Source organism: Paenibacillus xylanilyticus, assembly GCF_009664365.1.
GTDB lineage: Bacteria > Bacillota > Bacilli > Paenibacillales > Paenibacillaceae > Paenibacillus > Paenibacillus xylanilyticus_A.
Genome location: NZ_CP044310.1, coordinates 5,031,249 through 5,051,791 on the forward strand (window position 1 = coordinate 5,031,249; position 20,543 = coordinate 5,051,791).

At 49.5% G+C, this 20,543-nt stretch carries 15 protein-coding genes and 1 riboswitch; of the genes, 5 read left to right on the top strand and 10 right to left on the bottom strand.

Annotation, left to right across the window (positions count from 1 at the left end):
- Window positions 1-42 precede the first annotated feature (42 nt).
- The 3 genes from F4V51_RS22365 to F4V51_RS22375 all read right to left on the bottom strand — a co-directional run bounded on the left by F4V51_RS22365 (window position 43) and on the right by F4V51_RS22375 (window position 4,540).
- Complete coding sequence (locus F4V51_RS22365; RefSeq protein ID WP_095289558.1) at window positions 43-915, bottom strand: carbohydrate ABC transporter permease; 873 nt, start codon at window positions 913-915, stop codon at window positions 43-45.
- A gap of 50 nt (window positions 916-965) precedes the next feature.
- On the bottom strand, window positions 966-1,919 hold the full coding sequence (locus F4V51_RS22370) for an ABC transporter permease (protein ID WP_095289557.1): 954 nt from the start codon (window positions 1,917-1,919) through the stop codon (window positions 966-968).
- A gap of 284 nt (window positions 1,920-2,203) precedes the next feature.
- The gene (locus F4V51_RS22375) at window positions 2,204-4,540 is read right to left on the bottom strand and encodes a helix-turn-helix domain-containing protein (RefSeq protein WP_162009976.1); all 2,337 of its coding nucleotides are present in this window, start codon (window positions 4,538-4,540) and stop codon (window positions 2,204-2,206) included.
- Between the two features lie 558 nt (window positions 4,541-5,098).
- On the opposite strand from F4V51_RS22375, the gene F4V51_RS22380 reads away from it, so the two are divergent.
- Together F4V51_RS22380 and F4V51_RS22385 are read left to right on the top strand one after the other, a co-directional pair.
- Window positions 5,099-7,108 (top strand): endonuclease MutS2, encoded by a 2,010-nt coding sequence (locus F4V51_RS22380; protein WP_153979695.1) that lies wholly within the window; start codon window positions 5,099-5,101, stop codon window positions 7,106-7,108.
- 53 nt (window positions 7,109-7,161) lie between these two features.
- The gene (locus F4V51_RS22385; protein ID WP_153979696.1) at window positions 7,162-7,431 is read left to right on the top strand and encodes a cysteine-rich CWC family protein; all 270 of its coding nucleotides are present in this window, start codon (window positions 7,162-7,164) and stop codon (window positions 7,429-7,431) included.
- 69 nt (window positions 7,432-7,500) lie between these two features.
- Here the strand turns inward: F4V51_RS22385 and F4V51_RS22390 are convergent, their stop codons facing one another.
- The 5 genes from F4V51_RS22390 to gcvH form a co-directional block, all read right to left on the bottom strand.
- A complete protein-coding gene (locus F4V51_RS22390) occupies window positions 7,501-8,646 on the bottom strand; it encodes a mannitol-1-phosphate 5-dehydrogenase (RefSeq protein ID WP_153979697.1) in 1,146 nt (381 codons plus the stop codon).
- The gene (locus F4V51_RS22395) at window positions 8,643-9,077 is read right to left on the bottom strand and encodes a PTS mannitol transporter subunit IIA (RefSeq protein WP_095359756.1); all 435 of its coding nucleotides are present in this window, start codon (window positions 9,075-9,077) and stop codon (window positions 8,643-8,645) included. The genes F4V51_RS22390 and F4V51_RS22395 overlap by 4 nt, the downstream gene beginning before the upstream one ends.
- Window positions 9,078-9,082: 5 nt before the next feature.
- A complete protein-coding gene (locus tag F4V51_RS22400; protein WP_153979698.1) occupies window positions 9,083-11,179 on the bottom strand; it encodes a BglG family transcription antiterminator in 2,097 nt (698 codons plus the stop codon).
- A 40-nt stretch (window positions 11,180-11,219) separates the two neighbouring features.
- Window positions 11,220-12,680 carry a PTS mannitol transporter subunit IIBC gene (locus F4V51_RS22405; RefSeq protein WP_153979699.1) on the bottom strand — a complete coding sequence of 487 codons (1,461 nt, stop codon included), beginning with the start codon at window positions 12,678-12,680 and terminating at the stop codon, window positions 11,220-11,222.
- Window positions 12,681-13,110: 430 nt separating this feature from the next.
- Window positions 13,111-13,503, bottom strand: a complete 393-nt coding sequence (gcvH, locus tag F4V51_RS22410; RefSeq protein ID WP_095289549.1) for a glycine cleavage system protein GcvH — start codon at window positions 13,501-13,503, stop codon at window positions 13,111-13,113.
- A 339-nt stretch (window positions 13,504-13,842) separates the two neighbouring features.
- Window positions 13,843-13,966, top strand: a riboswitch (glycine riboswitch).
- Between the two features lie 292 nt (window positions 13,967-14,258).
- Here gcvH and gcvT point away from each other — a divergent pair.
- The 3 genes from gcvT (at window position 14,259) to gcvPB (ending at window position 18,297) form a co-directional block, all read left to right on the top strand.
- Window positions 14,259-15,395: a glycine cleavage system aminomethyltransferase GcvT gene (gene gcvT, locus F4V51_RS22415; protein ID WP_153979700.1), complete on the top strand. Its 1,137-nt coding sequence runs from the start codon at window positions 14,259-14,261 to the stop codon at window positions 15,393-15,395.
- Complete coding sequence (gcvPA, locus tag F4V51_RS22420) at window positions 15,392-16,747, top strand: aminomethyl-transferring glycine dehydrogenase subunit GcvPA (RefSeq protein ID WP_153979701.1); 1,356 nt, start codon at window positions 15,392-15,394, stop codon at window positions 16,745-16,747. Before gcvT ends, gcvPA begins: the two co-directional genes overlap by 4 nt.
- A 74-nt stretch (window positions 16,748-16,821) precedes the next feature.
- The gene (gcvPB, locus tag F4V51_RS22425; RefSeq protein ID WP_153980819.1) at window positions 16,822-18,297 is read left to right on the top strand and encodes an aminomethyl-transferring glycine dehydrogenase subunit GcvPB; all 1,476 of its coding nucleotides are present in this window, start codon (window positions 16,822-16,824) and stop codon (window positions 18,295-18,297) included.
- Window positions 18,298-18,543: 246 nt separating this feature from the next.
- Here gcvPB and ptsP read toward each other — a convergent pair whose 3' ends face one another.
- On the bottom strand, window positions 18,544-20,256 hold the full coding sequence (gene ptsP, locus F4V51_RS22430; protein ID WP_095289546.1) for a phosphoenolpyruvate--protein phosphotransferase: 1,713 nt from the start codon (window positions 20,254-20,256) through the stop codon (window positions 18,544-18,546).
- Window positions 20,249-20,524, bottom strand: a complete 276-nt coding sequence (locus F4V51_RS22435; RefSeq protein WP_036617010.1) for an HPr family phosphocarrier protein — start codon at window positions 20,522-20,524, stop codon at window positions 20,249-20,251. Before F4V51_RS22435 ends, ptsP begins: the two co-directional genes overlap by 8 nt.
- Window positions 20,525-20,543: the final 19 nt, after the last annotated feature.

Here is a 20,543-nt window from a genome sequence, read left to right on the forward strand (position 1 = left end):
GCTGTATGCTATATTCTGCAACCATCCATTCAATCACCAATCTCAACCTTTCACAGACCCCAGCATCACTCCCTTGGCAAAATGCTTTTGCAGGAATGGATACACAAGCATGATTGGAATCGTTGAGAACACAATGACAGCCATGCGAATGGTCAGCGGCTGAATCTCCGTCTCCTCAATACTCGTGTCACCAATCCGGCTCTGAGCCAGAATGACAATCTCACGAAGCCATACTTGAACCGGCCACTTCTCGCTATCATTGATGTAGATGACGGCGTTGAAGAAGCTGTTCCAGTGAGCGACTGCATAGAACAGGGAGAACGTGGCCATCGCCGGCATCGACAAAGGCAGTACAATACGGAACAGAACACCGACATCATTACAGCCGTCTATTTTGGCGGCATCCTCCAATTCATCCGGAATGGCCTGGAAAAAGTTCTTAAGTACGATCAGGTTGAACGCACTGATGGCGGTAGGCAGCATCAGGGACCATAACGTATCGGTCAGGTGCAGTGATTTAACTACGAAATAGGTAGGAATCATGCCTCCGCTGAACAGCATGGTAAACAATACGCCGAGCAGAATTGGCTGCCGTCCTCGCAGATATCTTCTGGATAGCGGATACGCCATCAGCGACGTGAATAACAAGTTAATCAATGTACCGACCACAGTAATGTAGATCGAGACTCCGAGACTGCGAATCAGTGTATCTGTCGAGAAAATGTAACGATAGGCCGCCAGGGAGAATTCTTTGGGGAAAAGGATGAATCCTCCCTTCGCCACCTCATGCGGGCTGGTAAACGAGACAGCCAGAATGTAGATAAACGGAATGACGGTCACAATTCCGATCAACAGAAGCAAACCATGATTGACGATATCGAAGATTCGGTTGCCCCACGTTTTATCCTGTTGCATCTTAATGTTCACTCCTGTCTGGTGAAGACGTCTGCTTGCTCATTCCCATATCAGTAGACGCCTTCCTCCCCGAATTTTTTGGCCAGCTTGTTGGCACCCAGTACAAGCGCCAGCCCAACAACCGACTTGAACAAACCGACAGCAGCACTGTAGCTGTACTGTGCCTGCGTCAGACCTTTGGTGTATACGTAGGTATCGAATACCTCACCCACATCCCTGTTGGTCGGCGTCAGCATCAGGAAGATCTGTTCGAATCCTGTATCCAGGAAGTTGCCCAGACGAAGAATGAGCAAAATTACGATCGTACTGCGGATGGCAGGCAGCGTAATATGCCATGTCTGGCGCCAGCGGTTGGCTCCATCAATCCGTGCAGCTTCATAGAGCTGCGTGTCTACACCGGAAAGTGCCGCGAGGAAAATAATCGTGCCCCAGCCCACCTCTTTCCAGATGGATTGTCCGACAATCATGGAACGGAACCAGCCTGGCTCCAGCAGGAACGCAATCTTTTGCCCCGTCAGACTGTACAGCAATTCGTTGATGGCGCCGCCCTCCGTGGTAAATAGCATATAGAATACCCCGACAACCACAACCCATGATACAAAGTGCGGAACATAGACCAGCGTCTGTACAAAACGCTTGAAGCGCTCACGGCGCACTTCATTCAGCATCAGTGCCAGCACGATGGGCAGTGGGAAGAAGAAGACCAGATTATAGATCGCCAGCAAAAACGTGTTCCGGAACAGGGTCCAGAACTGCGGTTCCCCGAAGAAACGCTGAAAATGCTTGAGTCCTACCCAGTCACTCCCCAAAATGCCTTTGTACGGTGTGTAATCCTGAAAAGCCATCGTAATGCCATACATGGGTATATATTTGAAAATAACAAAGTAAAGCACTCCCGGTATCAGCATGATGTAGAGCCACCGGTTTTTGATAACGTCCCTCCACAGCAGGTTTTTGTCACTGCGGGCAGCGGGCCGTGTCCGAGCCGTCGTTTCGGCTTTCATAGTGTTTTCCTCCCCACATTGGAAACGATTACAAAAGTTCAATTCCTGAACTCATGCCTTCATTGTGGAGGATAAACGAATCACTGGCTATCGTCCGGTTTTAGCTTCTTGTTTTTCCTTGCCAGGCAAGGGTTTAGGGCACTTCGCCCGTTGAAATCTCAGGCGCAGATGCACCCGTTTTAACCTCTATAATCCTGTCTTAACCCGGGACGATGGCGCACGGTCAGCAGAGTGTACAAGCATAAAAAAGCCTGCCCGCCATGGCAGGCAGAGCAGGCTTAGTTTTACCGCTGCTGTTCCCGATACTTGCCGGGAGTTGTTCCCGTAATTTTACGAAACGTTCGGATAAACGCAGTGGGGTTAGTGTAATTTAGTTTCTCGGCAATTTCCGATATTTTGAGGTTGGTTGTCTGAAGCCAGGTCTTGGCTTTTTCCATTCGATACTCTGCCAGATATTCCGTGAAATTCACACCAGCTTCCTTCTTGAAAACCCGGCTTAAATAAACAGGATGGAAATTCAGCTCTTCCGCACAGGCCTCCAATGACAGTTCACGGTCATAGCGCTCCTCGATCAATCGGATCATCCGCCGGGCGATGTTCATATACTGTGATTCTTCCTGCTCCCGCCAGAAACGAATGACGGGTACAAATAACCGTTTACGGAACCAGTTCGTCATTTCATCAAGGGTGGAGAGCTTCAGCAGCTGAGCCATGGATGCCTTCTCGCCAAGCACTTCGGCCACATCCCCTCCCTGTTCCTGCACCAGCTGGTACACACGGGACAGAAGCTGAACCATAATGACGGGATATTCACTAAAATGCAGTTTTTTGTCAGCGAGCAGCCCCAGATACTGTGTAAAATACATATCGGTTTTCTCCTCATCGCCTTGTTTCAAGGCAGAGGCCAGCTGATCCTCGATCATTCTGAGCTGTGTATATAAGGCTGCCTCGGTCTGGCCTCGCGGCTGGATATCTTCATAATGCAAAATGATACGGCTTCCCAGACTCACCCTGCCCTGCAGCGCCTCCCGGCTCTCCTGATACGCCCTAGGTGTATCTCCAATGGCAAAATAGGAACGGCTTATGCCGATACTTACGGGCAGATTGAGATAGGTGACTACGCGTTCCCTGATCCATTCGGCCTGATTGTGCATCCACTCCTTGAGCTGCAGCTCATCATTCAGCCTTGTAGCCAGAACCGTCACTTGTGCATCATCGATCATAACTGGAGTGAAGCGCAATTCCGCAGGCAGAAGCTCTCCAACCATATTGTTAACGGCAAACAGCAGCAGGTCCCTGTCCTGTTCTTCGTACCTGGTTCCTTCGAGCGTATCGATCTGCAGTGTAAGCACACCCAGGCTCGACCAGTCTGCCGGAAAATCATAACGTTCACCCTGATACCTGAAATCCTCTTCCGAGATTTTACCGGTCAGCAGTTTGGTCATGAAAAATTCCTCCAGATGAACATGCTGTCCCTTCATCTGTTCCCGCAGCGATTTTTCCGAGCTGAACAGCGTGGATAAACGCTCCTCAATATAAATAAATTCATCCTGACGGCGGCCCGTCTGCAAAACCGGAGAGTCCAGCCCCTTCGTAAACTGAAGCAGTCTGGAGATGGGAGAATACATCCGGCGGCTGCCATAGATGGCAAACAATCCGGTCACGCATAACATGACGAGTGTAGCTACCCCCGTCACAAGAGCAATTTTCTGAGACTGGGCAGTGATCTGTCCAAGAGATACCACTGATACATACAGCCACCCATTGAGCGGTGATTTCCTGTAGCTTACAGCCACCTGGTTTCCTTCCACTTCAGCGTTAAAGAAGCCTTCTGCCTGATTGCTCGTTTCCACCTTAGCCTGAATTACCTCATTCAAGGCAGCATATTTCTCTTCTTGCCCATTCTCGTTCAGAAAAAAGTTCTGATCCCGGTCCAGGACATACATATCTCCGGTGTTCGGATTTTGGCTCAGAAACGTGCTAATTTCCGCATCTGCGATATCAATCACAAGAAATCCCTTTGGGCTCACATTCGTCGGCACCATTGGAATTTTGAATACCATACTGACCACGTCATTCGATGAAATGAGTGTGGGCATCTGTTCCTGTGACTCTTCGGCTATTCCAGCCGAGGCCGGTATGCTTTCCGTAGACAAATGATCATTCTGAGTCACCCAGAAGAGACTGTTCGAATAGGTGAGATAGGAGCCAATGCGGTCCCGAATACTGAAATCATCCAACTTTCCAAATGATCTCATGGAAACCACCCAGTCCTGATCCAGGTTAACCAGATAGGCCTGATCTATATTTGTAACCGCTTGCAGGTTGTTAAACCCGGACGTGAGATCACGTATTTCCTGAAACTCGGAGCTGTCCAGCGGCTTCTTCATGGCTTGCAGTACTAAGGGAGAATTCACATACTGGATGGATGACAATTGCAGGCTGCGTAAAACTTGTTCTACCCGCATTTGGGTTTGATGCAGAATCTGCAGATTGCTCTCACGTACTTTTTGTTCAATGTCACGCGAAGCGATCGAATAGGAAACGGAACCGATAACGATGACTGGAAGGGCTCCTAGAATCATGGTAAAACAGAGCAAACGCAGCAAATATTTAGGCAATGTGAGCATCCTCCTTTGTATAGAATCTGCATATATGAATGCCTGATGGAATACATATCCGTCTGTATAATATCGCTTTCATTGGATTAATTTACTATTGTTATTTTAAAACCCAATCTTATTCAAGTCCACTATTTATTCTTAAGATTGACTTTGGGGCTGTTTCCAGTTTATAGTGGAGGCATATTCCTCAATTCGAAGGAGAGATTTTGATGTCGGTGAGCGTTCTTAACTAATCAAGTTTCATATTCAGGAGTTTGGCCTTTCATGTGCGCTTGTGCCTTATGGCATACGTGTATTTCTTGATGCGCCGTAACCCTGTACTTAGTTAAGAACAGCGGATATCATAAATCGCCTCCGGGATTGTACTTGTCCGGGTCTATTTCCGCGCTGTGTTCAGCGTGGATTTTTTTGTATAGACCTATCATGGACTCTGCTTTCCCCTACATGCAGGGCGGAGAATGACGTTTGTTCATTCTCCGCCCTTTTTGCGTTTTCAGGAATAGATTCTGGGTTACCACCGAAGTTACAAATTCAAAATCGAAGGAGAGATCAAGCATGAATGAAAACACAATGAATACACTGGGCTATCATCAAATTCAAAACAACGTCGCTTCCTGCGCCCTTTCTTATCTGGGCAAACGTTACGCGAAAGAAATGAAACCCATGGTGGAGCCCGGGCTGATCCAGATGCGCCTCGCGGAAACAGAAGAGGCCTCTGCTCTCATCCGTTATGGCGCCAGTGTCCCCATCCCTTCACTTGACGGTATGGAGACCATTATGGATCTGCTCGGTACCGGGTATCTGTTTAGTGAGCGGGACTTCACTCAACTTGCGCAGTTTCTGCGAAGCTGTGCACAATTAATGAAATACATGGAGGGCAAATCCGAAGCAGCTCCTACGGTAAGCCGGTATGCTTCATCCATGATGCGGATGGAATCCCTGTTAAGCGAGATCGAACGCTGCATTTACAGCGGCCGGATTCAGGATCAGGCAAGCAAGGAACTGACACGTATCCGGAAAAAGATGACTGTGAACGAGGAACGAATGAAGCGCAAGCTGGATTCTCTCGTGAGCAAGCACCGGTCCATTATGCAGGAGAACGTAATCAGCCAGCGCGGCGGAAGAACGGTATTACCCATCAAGAAAGAATTCCGCAAGCAGGTGAAAGGCAGTGTCCTGGATGAATCCGGGAGCGGGCAAACCGTTTATATTGAACCTGCGGAACTGGTGGGACTGCAGATGGAACTCGCTTCATTGCAAGCTGAGGAATCCAGAGAAGAAATGAAAATCCTGGGTGATTTAACGTCACTCGCCGAATCCTATAACCGCGAGATTGCGCTGAACACCGAGACGGTAGGTATCCTTGATTTCCTGTTTGCCAAAGCGAAATACGCGGCGACTATGGATGGACGTACGGTTCAAGTAAATACATCGGGCCGAATTACGCTTCAGCAGGCGCGTCATCCTCTGATGGGCACCTCCATGATTCCGCTTGATTTTGCCATCGGAAGGGATTATTCCTCACTTATCATTACAGGGCCAAATACAGGCGGCAAAACGGTAGCGCTCAAAACTTTGGGGCTGCTCACCCTGATGATGCAGTCCGGTCTGCTCGTTCCTGTGGGTGAAGGCGGCGAGATGGCCGTATATCACGAAGTGGCTGTCGATATTGGAGACGGACAGAGCTTGGAACAGGCACTCAGCACCTTCTCGGCACATATCCGCAACATGATCGGTATCCTCGAGCAGGCGAATTCATCCACCCTTGTCCTGATCGATGAGATGGCTTCTGGGACGGACCCTGGAGAGGGGGTTGGTCTTTCCATCGCCATGCTGGAGGAACTGCACAGCCGCGGGGCAACCGTGGTGGCTACCACTCATTTTGGGGAAATCAAGCATTTTGCTGCTGCCGCGCGAGGATTCGAAAATGCACGGATGGAATTTGATACGGCTACGCTGCAGCCCCTTTACCGTCTGCGTATCGGCGAGGCAGGTGAGAGCTACGCCTATTCCATCGCCTTGAAGCTGGGGATGCCACAGCACATTATTGATCGTTCCCAGTCCATATCAGATCAAGGCATATCGAAGAGTACTATCAACAGCATGAGCTCCATCATGCCAGTAGTGAAACCAATACCAACTGAGAGTTCTGTCCTTGAGCCATTTCCGAACTCCACACCTGCACAGAAGACGGAGAAGAAAGTACATTCCCCGGCAGCGACTAAATCTGGAAATCCATCCCTGCAGGTAGAAGGTACAAAGTCGGATCCACCAGCAAAAAAATTCCGAAAAGGGGATCGTGTATACGCAGCCTATCTGAACCAGTCAGGAATCGTCTGTGACGTGGAAGACAGTCGTGGAAACATCGGGGTAATGCTGCGCGGGCGGAAAGTCAAAATTCACAAGAAACGCCTCACACTTCATATATCTGCAGATGAGCTGTATCCAGGCGATGACTATGATCTGGATATTGTGCTGGAGACAAAGGAGAACCGGAAGAAGCGCAAATTAATGGGACGCAAACATGTCGAAGGGCTGACCATTGAATTGCCACCTGAAGAATAGGGCCAGCCCTGCTATACTATTAGGTATGACGATATGGAGAAAGTAGGAATGCCATGAGCGAAAGTTATTCTTCACAGGCCAAGTCGACAGCTGCAAAAGCCTCCCAGGTCAATGTGCTCTTATGCCCATTATGCGGAGAGGCTAATGGCTGCTCCTATGCGGCTGGCCGTCCCCACTCCGAATGCTGGTGCAATCATGCCGAGTTTCCCGAAGGTGTGTTTGACCGCATTCCGGTGGAGCAGCGGCGTAAATCGTGCATCTGTCAGCGATGTCTGGAATCGTATACAGATCAGGCTGAACACAAACAAGAGCCTCACAGTTAACTCCTGTGAGGCTCTTGTTTTGCGATTGGGTGTCATAATGCGGCACGCAATCGCTATATGAGTTGTTCCTTACATTTGATGATAATGTTCTACAGCCTGCTTAAGCACAGGGTGCTGCTCATCCATGGCTGTGTAGTGACTAAGTGCTGCAGCAATGCCCTTTTGTTTGATCATATCCTGAAGCTCTACTGCCTCCGGATCATCCTGTACATCGAATTTGCAGGCTGCCGCCATGCCTCTTGCCAGGTTCGTCGTGCCCATTCCATAGTCATGTGCCTGTAGCGCCGGACGAACCAGACGGTCGTTGGGCGACAGCTTCCGCAGCGGCGAACGGCCTACCCGGGTGACTTCATCGGTGAGATGCGGGTTTACAAATCGCTCCAGAATTTTATTTATATACTTCTGATGATCTTCGGGGTCGAAACCAAACCGTTTCACAAGAACCTCACCCGTTTCCTGCAGTGCACCATAGACAAGAGATTTCACTTTATCGTCTGCAATCGCCTTCTGAATCGTATCATACCCGTTCACGTAACCGAGATATGCAGCGCAGCAATGTCCCGTATTGACGGTAAACAGCTTCCGCTCGATATAAGGCTCAAGGTCATCCACATAGAGTACACCTTCAATCGGAAGGAATGCAGCCGCCATCTGTGAACGGTCCACAACCCACTCATAAAAAGGTTCAACCTGTACATGCAGCGAGTCTTCGTGATGCTGTATGGGAACAATCCGGTCTACTGCGGAGTCAGGGAAATACACATATTGATCAGCAAGAGCCTTAACGGGTTCTTCCAACAGAGCATACACATGCTCTTTCAGCTGTGTGCTGGCTCCAATGGCATTCTCACATGCAATAATGTGAAGTGGTTTCTGCACCGAACCTGAATTCAATCTTGCCTCAAGCCCTTTGGCGATGCCTGGTGCAATATGTTTCAGGATGCCCACTCCGACCGCGGTCGTAACAAGATCTGCCTCTGCAACGTTCCGGGCAACCGTCTCCAGCTGCGTTCCATCAATGGCATTTACACCTTTGACCGTTTCCATATCTTTTGTTTCGTTGGCTAATTCGACCGTATACTGTCCACGCTCCTGTAATTCCTTGACCAGCTCCTGGTTCACATCCGAGAAGATGACATTATAACCTGCCCGTGACAGGATTAATCCGATGAACCCGCGTCCGATATTACCTGCACCGAAATGAAGGGCCCTCATAGTTCCATTTCACTTTCGAGAATAGTAATGATTTCTTCCGCCGTTTTGGCATAACGAAGGGCTTCCATGTTCTCATCTTCCGCACAAATGACCGCAATGCTGGTCAGAATCTCCATGTGCTCACCGCCCTGAGCGGCGATACCGATCACCATGTAGGCTTTTTCATCCCCAAAATCTACACCTTGCGGGAACTGAATCACCGAAATGCCTGTGGACAGAATGAACGATTTGGATTCCTTCGTTCCGTGTGGAATGGCAAGTCCATTGCCCACGTAAGTCGATACGATCTCCTCGCGCTCAAGCATTTTGTCGATATAATCGGCAGTAATATGTCCAGCGTCTTTCAGAATCTGTCCTGCCATGCGAATAGCCTCATATTTGTCCTGTGCCGTTGCGTTCATAACCACTTTGTCTGTTGTAAGTATGCTCATGTTTATTAACCTCCAATTTCGGTTTTACTTCGATAAAATCCAACCAATTCCCGGGACAGATAATGAATAAGATCGTCCCTGATTCCCTTTTCCAGCAGTGTAATCATCTCATCCTGCAGTAACAATGCGCTGATCTCGCTTAGCACCTCCAGGCTCTCCCGGGATAACTCCCTCGGTCCAACCATCAGTAGGATATGGCTGACGCCAACCGGGTCCTCCGTCGTCACAAGCAGCGGCTCTGATAATTGGAACAGGCTAATGGACGGCCTATAAATGCCATCACTGCGGGTATGAAACAGCGCGAGTGATGTATCCGGAATTTTCTGGCTGCCCACCTTCTCACGCGCTTCAAGCAGCCTGGCGATCTCTTCCGGGTCCTTCAGCACCCCGGATTCCTGCAGTACCTTGCACATGGCAAATGCCGTTTCATAAAAGCCCATCTTGCGGTTATCCAGTGGAAATACCTGAAACTTGCCTGTGATTCTAACGATTTCAATGAGTGTGGCATCAAGCCCCGCCGGATCAGCATGGCGGTCAGGTGCCTTTCCACTTGATTTACTCTCTCCATATTTATCTTGTACCCGCTGCAGCGTCGTATTTTGAATGTACAGACGCAAACGTTCGCTTTCTTCCGCTGTTAACAAGGGACTCACCTTGTAATACTGATGCGGTTCCATCGGCAGATCGACTGTGGATAAAATGAGGTCATAGTCCTCTTCAGGGATCCGTGCAGCCTCGTACCATGAAGCACTGTCAACGATCCGGATCTCCGGAATCTCCTTGGACAACCGGCTGGACAGCATACGGGATGAGCCAATTCCGCTTGTGCACACGATAATGGCCCGAATCTCGCGCTTCAGCACACGCAATCGCTCGATCGAAGCGCCAAAATGCATGACCAGGAATCCAATTTCCTCATCCGGCACGTCCGTATCCGGCCATGCGTCATGCACCGCGTTCTTCACATCCCCGAACAATGAATCGTAATCCTTGCGAATCTGCTGAAGCAGCGGGTTACGTATGCTTTGCCTGCCGCCAATCCGCTCCATCACCGGCTGCATATGGGCAATCAGCCCTTCTCGCAGAAGACGATCCTCCTGGAATGCATAGCCCGTTCTCCCCTGCATCTGATCCATCAGGGAACGAACCATGTCCAGCAATACCAAATCGTCAACAGGCAGTAAGCGTGTGGAGTGAATAAGCTGCTCGGTTTCAATTAGTAATTTGTGCAAATAGCTCTGTTCTTCCTTGGCAAACGAGATGCCAAGCTGATCGGAGAGCACGCTGCATAGTCTCGCAGCCATGTATTCAGGCACACTCTGATCTCCAGTAGAAGGGTAAACCGCTTTTTTATCCGAAGAAGGAATACGCCCGACGGTAAACCCCCTGCGAATGCGCACCAGCGCAACGGACAGTTGAATAAGCAATTTGGTATACTGGCGCTCGGGAATATTTTCGAGCCAGTCAATATCCGGCTGCCATAAGGCATTCTCGACCGTCAGTACATCACGATGGCCAATCATGCCCAGCAGCTTCTGGTTCACCTTGGAAATCCCCTGGTCAGGCTGCCTTCCGAACAGATCAGATTCATCCAGATATTCAAGCGCAAGTCCTGCGATTGCTGCGCGATAGGCTGTTTCACTGCCATTGATCTTCACTCCGTATCCTCTCCTGCGAACCAGCTTCAGGCCCGCTTGACGAATCCGGGGTTCCAGTTCATCCAGATCATTACTCACGGTCGAGACCGTTACTCTCAGATCTGATGCGAGCGCAAGCAGTTTTACAGGCTCCGCCTCATCCAGCAAAATACAAAGCATGAAGAGTTTACGCTCTTCGGGCGTAAACTCCACATATTCGTTCAGCTCCAGCTGCTCACGCAGTGAAGCCAAATCATCGGAACCAGGGTCTATGCGGACCCCGGTTCCTGATTTTTTTTCCAATTTCATGCCAAAGGGTGCAAGCCACTTCTCAATCATCTGAAGCTCCCGATGGACGGTTCGTGTGCTGACTTTGACCGCTATTGCAATGTCGCCGGCGGTTACTTCCTGCGGATGTTCCAACAGGAACTCCACAATTTCACGCTGTCTTTTCGTAATACTCATATCTCAAGCCTCCGGCTCAGGGAAAACGATCGCAAACCTGTTATTTCAGGCGTTCAACGAGCGCATCGTATTCCGGGCTTTTTAGGAAGTTGTCGATGGATATATGTTCTGCATTCGGTGCCACGCTGCGGGCACGGTCCGTCAATGTCTTCTGCGTTATAACAACGTCTGCGTCCTGCGGGATATCACTGATTGCTGTGTTGGTTACCGCAACGTCAATCCCTTCGGCTTTCATCTTCTTGCGGAGAATGGAAGCCCCCATGGCACTTGAACCCATGCCTGCATCACAGGAGAAGACGATTTTCTTCACATCGGTTTTTGCTTTCACAGCGGAAGAAGCCAAATCCGCGGCTCTGTCTGCTTCACGATTATCTGCTGTAACAGCAGCATTCGCTGTATTGCCTTGGCTCTTCATGTCTTTCATGCGATTCGCTGCAGACTCCAGATCTTCTTCTTTTTGCTTACCTGTTTTCAGCAGCAGTGCTGCAACCAGGAAGGATACGATAGCGGCCACAGCCACCCCGGCGAGCATCGGCAGATATCCACCTTTTGGCGTTAACAGGGAATATGCAATGATACTACCCGGTGAAGGTGCTGAGACCAGTCCTGCTCCAGTAAGCATGAAGGTTGCTGTACCTGCCACGCCGCCTGCGATTGCCGCAAGAATCAGAATCGGTTTCATCAGAATGTAAGGGAAATAAATTTCATGAATTCCCCCGAAGAAGTGGATGATCACCGCACCCGGTGCGGAAGATCTTGCTGTTCCACGACCGAAGAAGCAGTAAGCCAGCAGGATGCCAAGTCCGGGACCCGGGTTCGATTCAAGCATGTATAATACGGATTGACCCAATTCTCTTGCTTGATCTGTTGCAATCGGTGTTAGAATGCCGTGGTTGATTGCATTGTTCAGGAACAATACCTTCCCTGGTTCAATGATCAGGTTGACGAGTGGGAGCAATCCCAGATTCATCAGCCCCTGTACACCAGCCGATAATACGGTGCTAATTCCTTCTACAGCAGGTCCGATACCCAGCAGTGCAATGATCGCCAGGATACCACCGATAATACCGGCAGAGAAGTTATTAACCAACATCTCGAACCCTGCTTTGATCTTGCCTTCAACGGCTTTATCGAACTTTTTGATGATCCATGCAGCCAGTGGTCCGGCAATCATGGCACCCAGGAACATCGGAATGTCACTGCCGACGATAACCCCTATAGTCATGATGGCACCAATGACACCACCACGCTGGCCATGCACCATCGTACCTCCAGTGTAACCGATAAGAAGTGGCAGCAAATATTTGATCATCGGATCTACTAACGTTGCAATCGTTTCGTTAGGGAACCAGCCTGTTTTGATAAACATGGCCGTAATTAGCCCCCAGGCAATAAATGCACCCATATTCGGCATAACCATACCACTCAGGAATCGGCCAAAACGCTGAACGCCTACCCGGAGACCGCCTTTGGAATTGGACGTTTGGTCCAAGTTACTCATTGTATTATCCTCCTCGGATCAAGTAGTTATCATTTATGAAAGGGGTATCATTTCTCCCCTGCTGTTATCCTAAGCCAGTTTGGTCTCCGGTTCAACGAAATGAAAGCGTACTTTCGTCATGATCATTGATGACAACATTGTGTTTATGTAATCGTTTTTATGGTGCTGAGAGGGTTCTAACCATTGATATACTTGGCTTTTTTCGTGTGTGACTTATATCATTTACGGTGTTAAATTCTATCATATAGCTTGTGCGATTCAGCCTTATTCCATCCTGTTCAAGTGCCTTATATGGCAACAAGCCTGTCCTTTTGAACACAAAAAAACCTGTATGAGCACCAAGGCTCACACAGGCTCTGAAGACGTGAACGACCGTCCAATTTATCAAAAAAAACATTAATTACTAAAGGTTATTTAATGCAAATACATTTCACTCCTCGGTATGCTTACGATATGCATCTGCATTCATAAGTTTAGACAACGCTGCTGTCAGATCACCTTCAACACGAATCTCAATCATCCAGCCTTCTTCGTAAGGTGAACTGTTGACGAGTTCAGGTGCATCCTGCAGTGCTTCATTCACAGCAATAATCGAACCGCTTACCGGAGAAAACAAATCCGAAACCGTTTTAACGGATTCAATCGTACCAATGCTGTCTTCTGCTTTTACATCCGATTCAAGGTCAGGCAATTCCACAAACACAATGTCACCCAGCTGATGCTGCGCGAACTCGGTAATGCCGATCCGTACAGTATCCTCCCCTACGGTTTGCACCCACTCGTGCTCTTCACTGTACAGGAAATCACTTTTCAATTCGCTCATCGATATCCGCCTCGCTTTTCATTAATGAGTGCATGCGTCCTTCGGCCAACCTTTTTCCCAGAACATAGCGTAAGATATTTTGGATTGAAATGTCAAGATACCTCACAAATTATTTGATTTTTGATGATTACAGCCTGTAACGCAAACACCCTCACTCTACATATAATGGGTAATATTAGAATAGAAAGCGCACTCTTTTTATATACACGAACAATAAATTGAGATAACTAAATATTATTCGGTTTTTTATTAATTTCTGTGATATCGTTCTTGACATCGATAGGGGATTCACGTTTTAATGAGAGAGTAAATGTTAATCGTTGTGTGCATCACCCGCGGATGAATGTAAAGGGAGAGATTACCCGTGACGCCCAACTCTTGGATGCATGCGGTAACGCCGAAGGAGTAAACCACCCGACAAGCGGGAGGTGAATCTCTCAGGCAAAAGGACTTTTACGGGACGCAACTCTGGAGAGCATCTATTCGCCCGGTAGGGGCGTTTTGATCACCCAAGGGGAAACCTGCTGCAACCTATTGGCGGGGTAACTCTCAGGTACCAAGGACAGAGCCTAAGAATACAGCGTGCTTCTGGCATGCCGGTTCTTTGGCCTGTCCTTTTCCTTTTTCCCAAAAAAACGAAATTCAGGATCAAAACCGGCGCTGTCATCAGCAGCCTTAACCATACTTATCCAAGAAAAGAATGCATCATTCATGTTATACACTCGGCCCGGTAGCGGCCATAACGAGGTGATTTGATGTCCGATTTGCTTAGAACTCCACTCTATCCACTTTATCAGCAATATGAAGGTGTACGGTGCATCGATTTTGGAGGCTGGGAGCTTCCGGTGCAATTCAGCGGGATTCAGAAGGAACATGAAGCGGTGCGTGAACGGGCTGGACTGTTCGATGTATCCCACATGGGTGAATTCACGGTGCAGGGTGAACAGGCCGAAGCATTTTTGCAGAAACTGACGACCAACGACGTAACTACACTGGTTCCCGGCCAGGCACAATACACATTAATGTGTTACCCGGACGGTGGCGTAGTGGACGATCTGCTCGTTTACAAGCTGGAAGATCAGCATTATATGCTCGTCGTGAATGCCTCCAATATCGACAAGGACTGGGCATGGCTGCAGGAGCACATGGTCCCTGGGGTGAGCATGACGAATGACTCCGCGGAAACAGCTCTGCTGGCTCTACAGGGCCCGCTTGCTGCAGACATCATCGGAAAAGTTACAGATACCGACGTATCTGTAATCGAGCCTTTCCGTTTTGTACTGAATGCTGAGGTCTGTGGTGTAAAACTGCTGCTGTCCCGCACCGGTTATACCGGAGAAGACGGCTTCGAACTATACGTACAGGCAGATCAGGCCGCTGCGGTCTGGAACGGATTGATGGAGGCGGGTGCTGACCACGGACTGGTTCCGGCTGGACTTGGTGCACGGGATACACTTCGATTCGAAGCGAAGCTGCCCCTCTACGGACAGGAACTATCGCCGACCATTTCACCGCTGGAAGCAGGCGTTGGCATGTTTGTGAAGCTGAATGCCGGACCTTTTATCGGACACGAAGCGTTATTGCAGCAAAAGAATGATGGACCTGCCCGCAAACTCGTCGGCATTGAAGTGCTGGAACGCGGGATTCCACGTCCCCACTATCCCATCTACGCGGAAGGCGTGCAGATCGGGGAAGTAACAACCGGTACACAGTCCCCTACGCTGAAGCGCAATCTGGGGCTCGCCCTGATTAACAGCCAATATGCTGCACTCGGCACCCCGCTCGAGATTGAGATTCGTGGCAAAAAGCTGAAAGCTGAAGTTGTGAAGACCCCTTTTCATAAACGGACACGTACGTCAAAGACACCTACCCAAGGAGCTGAGCAAGCATGAGCAAGCACCGCTATATTCCCATGACTGAACAGGATCAGAGCGCCATGCTCGCAACCATCGGTGTGAATACGATTGAAGATCTGTTCCAGGACATTCCGCAGGAGATTCGTTATCAAGGCGAGCTGCCTGTCTCCTCCAAACTGGATGAATACGCACTGACGCGTCATATGTCCAAACAAGCCGGCTCGAATGCCAATTTTGAGACACACGCCAGTTTCCTGGGCGCAGGCATATACGATCATCATATCCCTTCCGTGATTAATCACGTCATTTCCCGTTCCGAGTTCTATACCGCCTATACGCCATATCAGCCCGAAATCAGTCAGGGCGAGCTCCAGGCGATCTTCGAGTTCCAATCGTATATCTGTGAACTGACTGGCATGGCTGTAGCCAATGCGAGCATGTATGATGGCGCGACCGCATTTGCAGAAGCAGGAAATCTGGCCGCTGCGGCAACCCGCCGCAAACAGCTGATCGTCTCCCGTACGGTTCATCCCGAAGCCCGTCAGGTATTGAAAGCCTATGCTCACGGTCTGAATTTGGAGATTGTCGAGATTGGTTATCAGGACGGGGTGACCGATTGGGATGCCCTTCAAGCCGCCGTATCAAATGATACCGCAGCTGTCATGATCCAGAGCCCGAACTTCTTCGGTGCCGTGGAAAATGTAAAACAGGCTGCAGACCTCGCGCATGCGCACAAGGGTCTGCTCGTTGTCAGCGCAAACCCGCTGGCGCTTGGTATGCTCGAAGCTCCAGGCAAGCTGGGTGCCGACATCGTTGTCGGTGATGCACAGCCCCTTGGCATCTCCGCTTCGCTCGGTGGTCCGACATGCGGATATTTCGCTGTATCCCAGGCTCATATGCGCCGGATTCCTGGCCGAATTGTTGGCCAGACAACGGATCGCAACGGCAAACGAGGTTTTGTACTAACACTTCAAGCACGTGAACAACATATCCGCCGCGAAAAGGCGACATCCAATATTTGTTCCAACCAGGCACTGCTTGCCCTAAGCGCTTCGGTGTATATGTCTACTATGGGAAGACAGGGCATGATTGATGTGGCTGACCTGAATTTGCAAAAGAGTCATTATGCTCTTCAAGCACTGACAGCAATTCCTGGAGTCAGCCTGACCTTTAATGCACCCACATTCAATGAATTTGTGATCCAACTCCCTGATGGGACAGACGTTGATGCCCTTCAGTTGAAGCTGCTGGATGCCGGTTTCATCGGTGGATATGAACTTGGACGGGATTACCCGGAGCTTGCCGGACATATGCTGGTCGCTGTTACGGAACGGCGCAGCAAGGAAGAGATTGACGAATTCACACGTGTATTGGAGGGATCGCTGTGACTCAGGAAATGACAACCATCCAAGGACAGCCGGAAACGGCAGCTCCTTCCCAAGCCGAAACCAGCACGCAACAAATGGCACAAGCAGCATCGCCTGCTCCAGAGCAGTCGCTGATCTTTGAACTGAGCAGCCCGGGTCGTGTCGCTTACTCCCTTCCTGAATGCGATGTTCCGCGTCAAGATCCCGCGAGCTTGATTCCCCGGGAAATGCTGCGCTCGGAAGCAGCTGCACTGCCTGAGGTATTTGAAGTGGATGTCATTCGTCACTATACTGCCCTTTCCCGCCGGAACTTCGGGGTAGATAATGGATTCTATCCACTTGGCTCTTGTACAATGAAGTACAATCCGAAAATTAACGAAGATGTCGCTCGCTACAATGGATTTGCCAAGATTCATCCGCATCAGCCTGAATCCAGTATTCAAGGTGCACTTGAACTTCTGTATACGTTGCAAAACGACCTTGCAGGTCTGACTGGCATGGACGCGGTGACCCTGCAACCAGCTGCTGGTGCACATGGTGAATGGACCGGACTCATGATGATTCGTGCCTATCACGAAAGTCGTGGTGAACAGCGGACCAAAGTCATTGTTCCGGATTCTTCACACGGCACCAACCCGGCAAGTGCAACCGTGGCTGGCTTCGAGACAATAACCATTCCATCCCGGGCGGACGGTCTGGTTGATCTGGATGCACTGCGTGCAGCCGTAGGTTCGGATACTGCAGCCTTGATGCTGACCAACCCAAATACCCTGGGATTGTTTGAAAAGGACATTCAGGAGATTGCCTCCATCGTGCATCAAGCCGGTGGCCTTCTCTATTATGACGGAGCCAACTCCAATGCCATTATGGGTATTACCCGTCCTGGTGACATGGGCTTCGATGTCGTGCATCTGAACTTGCACAAAACGATGAGTACTCCGCACGGCGGAGGAGGTCCTGGTGCGGGACCTGTCGGCGTAAAAAATCGCCTGATTCCGTTCTTACCGAAACCGATGGTGATCAAGAACGATCAGGGACAATACGCGCTGGATCGCGAAGGAGATCAATCGATTGGTCGGGTCAAAGCATATTACGGCAACTTCGGTATCTTGGTACGCGCCTATGCTTACATTCTTACGTATGGACCTGAAGGCTTGCGCCGGGTATCCGAATGTGCCGTACTCAATGCAAACTATATGATGGCACGGCTTGCACCTTATTACGAAATTCCGTACCCGGGCGTATGTAAGCATGAATTTGTCATGTCTGGCCGGGGCCTGAAGCAATATGGTGTAAGAACATTGGATGTAGCCAAACGACTGCTTGATTTCGGGTATCATCCGCCAACCGTCTACTTCCCGCTCAACGTAGAGGAATGTATCATGATTGAACCAACGGAAACGGAGAGCAAAGAAACGCTGGATGGCTTTATCGATACGATGATTCGCATCGCCAAGGAAGCAGAAGAGACACCTGAACTGGTACTCAATGCCCCTTACGGCACGCCGGTTACCCGTCTGGATGAGACCACAGCAGCACGTAAACCTGTATTGAACTGCGCTTGCAGTTAATACCCAGCAATACAACTAAACGGCTCCAGCTGATGTTTCAACGTCAGCTGAAGCCGTTTTTTAGTTGCAGATGTCGCTGCCTCCTACGCGCCAACCCTCTCTTTCTCATTCCATATAATCCTAAACTAGCCCGCAAAAAAAGCCGGCATCCGCTGTTCGCAGATACCGGCAATATCGCTGCATTCCTGCAGCCCATTCATCGGAAAAAGAAAAGACCTTAAAATCCGGAGGAAAACCCTCGCAAAATTACGCTTTGATGCTTTGAACCAATTCAACCACTTGCTCAGCAGTTTGCATGTCCAGAGCTTTGGCAGCCAGTTCCTGCATGTCCGCACGGGACAGCTTGGTGATCTGGCTACGAGCTGGCAGGATGGATGTTGCGCTCATGCTGAACTCATCCAGTCCGAGACCAAGCAGCAATGGAATTGCTGTTTCGTCTCCCGCCATCTCTCCACACATACCAACCCATTTACCTTCGCGATGTGCTGCATCGATGACCATTTTCACCAGACGCAAAATAGCAGGGTTGTATGGTTGGTACAGATAGGATACACGCTCGTTCATACGGTCAGCTGCCATCGTGTATTGAATCAGATCGTTCGTTCCGATACTGAAGAAATCAACCTCTTTGGCAAATTGATCCGCAAGCACAGCAGTCGAAGGAATCTCGACCATGATACCCAGTTGGATGCTGTCGGAAACAGCAATCCCTTCAGCTACCAGCTTTTCCTTCTCTTCGAGCAGGACCGCTTTCGCTTCACGGAATTCACCCAGTGTTGCGATCATTGGGAACATGACACGCAGGTTGCCATGTACGCTTGCACGCAGCAATGCACGCAATTGAGTACGGAAAATATCCAGACGGTCCAGACACAGACGAACTGCACGGAAACCAAGGAATGGGTTCATTTCTTTTGGCAGATCCAGATATGGAAGCTCTTTGTCTCCACCGATATCGAGTGTACGAACAACGACAGGTTTGCCTTCCATTTTTTCAAGTACAGCTTTGTAAGCATTGTACTGAATATCCTCGGAAGGAAGTTTATCTCTGCCCATGTACAAGAACTCGGTACGGTACAGGCCTACAGCCTCTCCACCGTTCTCCAGAACACCGGTAACGTCATTCGGCGTACCAATGTTAGCTGCCAGTTCCACATGAACGTTATCCACTGTTACGGTTGGTTCGTCACGCAGTTTTCTCCACTCGGCACGTTGTGCATCATATTGTTCCTGTTTGGAACGATACTCCGCAATTACCTCATCTGTTGGGTTAACCAGAACATGACCGTCCAAGCCATCAACGATAATCATATCGCCTTGTTTAGCTTGTGCCAGAATGTCTTTGGTTCCCACAACAGCCGGGATTTCAAGAGAACGAGCCATAATTGCAGAGTGGGAAGTACGTCCGCCAATGTTAGTTGCAAAACCTTTAACATATTGACGGTTCAATTGAGCTGTATCGGAAGGCGTCAGATCCTCCGCCAGCACAATCACTTCTTCGCTGATCTCAGCCGGACTCATGAAGTCGATACCAAGCAAGTGATTCAGCACACGTTTGGTCACGTCACGCATATCTGCAGCACGTTCCTGCAGGTAAGCACTCTTCATGTTTTCGAACATGGAGATAAATTGCGATGCCGTTTCGTTGAGTGCAAATTCTGCATTCACTTTTTCATCAGCAATTTTTGCTTTTACCGGATCAATCAGTTCCGGGTCATTCAGAATGAGCAAATGGGAAGCAAAGATTTCAGCTTTCTTCTCGCCAAGCTCTTGTAAAGTACGCTCTTTGATCGCCTCAAGCTCAGACTGGGACTTGCCCAGTGCTGAGTCGAGTTTTGCGATCTCTGCGTCAACGTCGTTGATTTGGCGTTTTTCTACAGAGTAATCAGGATGCTCCAAGATAAACGCCTTGGCGATAGCAATACCCGCCGAAGCCGCGATCCCGGAAACATTAAGCATTAATTTCGCCCAGCCCTTCGTTAACCATAACGTCAGTCAGAGCTTGAAGAGCTTCAGCTTCGCCTTCGCCTTCAACGATGATGCTGATGGTGTCGCCTTGTTCCAGACCGAGGGACAGAACGCCCAGGATGGATTTCAGTGTTACTTTTTTACCGTTAGCTTCTGCAAAGGATTCTGCACCTTTGAATTTGTTAGCTGTATTAACCAAGGCTGTCGCCGGACGTGCGTGGATACCATCTTCGTCTGTAATTCTGAATGTTTGTTGCATTACAATCATCTCACTTTCA